This is a genomic window from Xanthobacter sediminis (assembly GCF_043195015.1).
GTDB lineage: Bacteria > Pseudomonadota > Alphaproteobacteria > Rhizobiales > Xanthobacteraceae > Xanthobacter.
In genome coordinates this window covers 1-3181 of the sequence record NZ_JBAFWH010000042.1, presented here as the reverse complement: position 1 = coordinate 3181, position 3181 = coordinate 1, and the positions used below count along the sequence as shown (strand labels likewise).

At 64.9% G+C, this 3181-nt stretch carries 5 protein-coding genes; 4 read left to right on the top strand and 1 reads right to left on the bottom strand.

From position 1 onward, the window contains the following. Positions 1-232 precede the first annotated feature (232 nt). Together V5F61_RS21040 and V5F61_RS21035 are read left to right on the top strand one after the other, a co-directional pair. Complete coding sequence (locus V5F61_RS21040; RefSeq protein ID WP_238123821.1) at positions 233-1153, top strand: DUF2493 domain-containing protein; 921 nt, start codon at positions 233-235, stop codon at positions 1151-1153. A 383-nt stretch (positions 1154-1536) separates the two neighbouring features. After that, on the top strand, positions 1537-1704 hold the full coding sequence (locus tag V5F61_RS21035) for a hypothetical protein (protein ID WP_238123820.1): 168 nt from the start codon (positions 1537-1539) through the stop codon (positions 1702-1704). Positions 1705-1724: 20 nt separating this feature from the next. Here the strand turns inward: V5F61_RS21035 and V5F61_RS21030 are convergent, their stop codons facing one another. Continuing rightward, the gene (locus V5F61_RS21030; protein WP_238123819.1) at positions 1725-2270 is read right to left on the bottom strand and encodes an AAA family ATPase; all 546 of its coding nucleotides are present in this window, start codon (positions 2268-2270) and stop codon (positions 1725-1727) included. 217 nt (positions 2271-2487) lie between these two features. Between V5F61_RS21030 and V5F61_RS21025 the strand changes: the two genes are divergently transcribed. Continuing rightward, positions 2488-2703: a hypothetical protein gene (locus tag V5F61_RS21025; protein WP_394104085.1), complete on the top strand. Its 216-nt coding sequence runs from the start codon at positions 2488-2490 to the stop codon at positions 2701-2703. A gap of 283 nt (positions 2704-2986) precedes the next feature. Beyond that, a partial coding sequence (locus tag V5F61_RS21020; protein ID WP_394104084.1) for a DUF736 domain-containing protein occupies positions 2987-3181 on the top strand: 195 nt, incomplete at its 3' end.

Here is a 3181-nt window from a genome sequence, read left to right as displayed (position 1 = left end):
TCCGGACCGGCAATGGCTCCGGCCGGTGATTTTCCGGCGGCGGTGTTTCCCCACGACGCAAGCGTCGCGGGTCCCGACACACGCCTTTCCATCGCGAAGCAAAATCGCCGGCCTCCGCCATCCTCCGCTGCCGCTCCGGCCCCGCGTTTCCCGCGGGGTGCAGGTCCGTCCCGCCCGCCGGCTTCGTCGCCATGAAGGCCGCAAGGCTGCGGTCCAATCGACGGAGCCTCCCATGAGCACCGAGCACGACGAACCCCACGCCTCTTCTCCCACTGATCACCTGCTGCAGGAACTTCAGCTCTACGGCTACCGTCCCTTCGGGGACGAGCCCGATTCCCGGCCGCTTCCCGAAACTGACCGTATCACCGGCGCAATCGCCGATATCTTCGATGCGCTGATCGCGACACTGCAGGACACCCGCCTGGAGCCCGACCTTCCCGACCTCCTTTGGTCGACCGTCCATCTCTTCCACCGTGCCGCCGGCCGCATCTCCGGTACCCTCGACGACAATGAGCAGGGCCAGCGCCGTAGCCAGCAGGAGCAGGACGGCAGCGAGGTGCGCTCGGTGGAACTGGAACGTCTGATCGTCGAGGGGCAGAGCCTCATGGAGCGCCGCGATGCCTTCGAGCTGATGCGGGATGAAGCCGCCGATGCCTTCGAGCGGCACACCGGCTCAGCCTGGCGCCCACGCGCCGGATCCCTAGTGAACCATCGGCACCTGACCTCAGCTCTTATCGACAGCCGCGACTTCCTCGCCGCCCGCAGGCGGGCGGAGACCGAGGTGCTGATACCCGCAGGTCCGAAGATCGCCTTCTCCGGCGGCGACACGGTGGACCACAGGCTCATCTGGGCGAAGCTCGATCAGGTCCGCGCGAAGCACCCTGACATGGTGCTGCTGCACGGTGGCTCACCCAAGGGTGCCGAAAGGATCGCCGCCTGCTGGGCTGATGCCCGTAAGGTGCCGCAGGTCGCGTTCAAGCCCGACTGGACACGCCACGCCAAGGCCGCCCCCTTCAAGCGCAACGACCAGATGCTCTCGGTCACGCCCATCGGGGTCATCATCTTCCCCGGCACGGGCATCCAGGACAATCTCGCCGACAAGGCCCGCAAGCTCGGCATCCCCGTCTACCGGTTTGGGTCGGGCGGCGCATGAGCGCTGCCCTTCCTTCATCGTCGGAATCGGATTTCACGGTGCGTCACCGCTTTTCACGAGATTGCGGTTCCCATCATCGGTTTTCAGCGGACAAGCGAGCGGGACCACCGCTTATCACGGGTGGAGCTCAACGCGCCTCCTGAGCCCGACCATGCAGGCAAATGGCTGCACCCGGTGCTCTTCGAGCAAGAGACCACCCCCGCTTTCCTGCGCTGTTCCTTGGTCCGACCGAGGGCCTGACGCCATCAACCCGCAAGGGGTCGGCTACGCACAGCGTGCCGCCGTTGCGGCTTTGCCTCCACGGTGATTGCGGCCCGCGGCCGGACCCGTCGGGCGCCTGTCAGCGGGGGATGTTCCTCCGCTTCGAGCAGGAGCCGGACCCCATGTCCTCCACCGATGCACAGGCCTTCGCCCTCAGCCTCGCCAAGACCTTGATGGTCGTCATCGTGATCTTCCGCGCCGGTGACGGCACTCTGTCCGTTGTGCCTGCCGACGAGTTCGACGGCGACGCCTCCCAGATCATCCGTGAGATCGACCCCTTCGGGTCCTAACAGGAGTGAAACGAGACGCCTCAATCTACTTGGTTCAGGGCTCCCAGTTGGCCGATGATGAAATCAGCGCGGTCGGCAGCCGATACCCTGGGCAGGATCGTCACCTCATAGCCGAGCTTCGGAAAGGCTGCGATCAGGCGCTCATATTCGGCAATCGACGCCGACAAATCGTGCTGGCGCGCGTCATCGCCGCTGAAGATCTCTGGCCATGGGGGTGTCATAAAGACAGTGCGATTGTAGCGATGGGCATTGCAGAGCGTCTCGGAAATGGGCTCCCCGGTTGCGTATTCAAGCGCAACGGCCGCATCGACAAGCCCACGGTCAAAAAAGACCCATCCGCTCTGGGCAAGCGCCGTGGACCTGTCTTCCAGCGCCATGGCGATCGCAAGTCGCGCGAAAGCGGCCAGATCCACCCAAGGCAGATCCGATCCGCCGCCGCTGATCTGCTCGGCGACAATGCGCCGCCCTGGCTCCTCGACCACGGCAAAGCCACGGCGTGCAAGCTCGGCGATCAGTGTCGACTTGCCCCCGCCGGAGCAACCCGAAATGACGACATAACGATCCATACCCACCATCTCATTTGGCGCGGTAACGCGGTGTTTGAACTGACCCGCGGTGCACACGATCTCGGCCTTCGATCCTTGCCTCATGGGGACATCAGGCTGACCAGTGCAGCCTCGCCATACGCTCTGTCCAGCCCCTGGCGCGGGCCTTGGAGCGACACGACCCGATCAGGCAAGAGCAAATCAGCGGGGCGACATTTCCCATGTCGTCGAGGATGCGATGGCGACGGCGAAAGGATCGAGGCACGAGGCCGCGAGTGCGCAAGCATGGCAGGGCTTGGTGACAAGCTTCGCGCGGTTGCGCGCGAGCCATCGCATGGCCGGTGAGGAAAGCGTTCCACCCGTTGGTCCTGTCAGTTCGAAGCACACGCAATGGCCGGAAAATGAAGAGGTCAACACCGGTGAAGGTTGGGCCGCCTTCGTGCAGGGCCCGTGAGAGATCGCCATCTCCTCCTTATCTCCAACCGTTGATCGCGCGCACCAGCTGGCCTCTTCCATGGCCTGATCTGGCCGAAGGCCGGCTGCGCCTCGACCGCCTCTGCCGCAATGGCGGCGTCGGGCTTTCTTCCCCTGAGCGTTCCGCCCATTCCTCGCGGGACAAGAAAGTCCTCCTTGGCCATCAAGCCCCTGCCGGGGTGCGGCGGCAGTCGCCTTCCGCCCTTCGATCGCCATCGAGGCCGCAACGGTGCGGGCTCGGAAACGGAAGACGGAGATCGACAATGGCCACCATCGGCACTTTCAAGAAGATCGGCGCGAACGAGTTCACCGGCGAGATCGTCACCCTCAGCGTTCAGGCCAAAGGTGTGCGCATCGTCCCCGAGCTGCGCGCCAATGGTGAGAATGCTCCCAGCCACCGGGTCCTGGTGGGTCGGATCGAGATCGGCGCCGCCTGGTCCAAGCGCTCCAGCGAGGGG

Excerpts from the sequence above, each read along its gene's own strand:
- V5F61_RS21040 (WP_238123821.1), top strand. The coding sequence starts at position 233 with ATGAGCACCGAGCACGACGAACCCCACGCCTCTTCTCCCACTGATCAC.
- V5F61_RS21035 (WP_238123820.1), top strand. The coding sequence starts at position 1,537 with ATGTCCTCCACCGATGCACAGGCCTTCGCCCTCAGCCTCGCCAAGACC.
- V5F61_RS21030 (WP_238123819.1), bottom strand. The coding sequence starts at position 2,270 with ATGGATCGTTATGTCGTCATTTCGGGTTGCTCCGGCGGGGGCAAGTCG.
- V5F61_RS21025 (WP_394104085.1), top strand. The coding sequence starts at position 2,488 with ATGGCGACGGCGAAAGGATCGAGGCACGAGGCCGCGAGTGCGCAAGCA.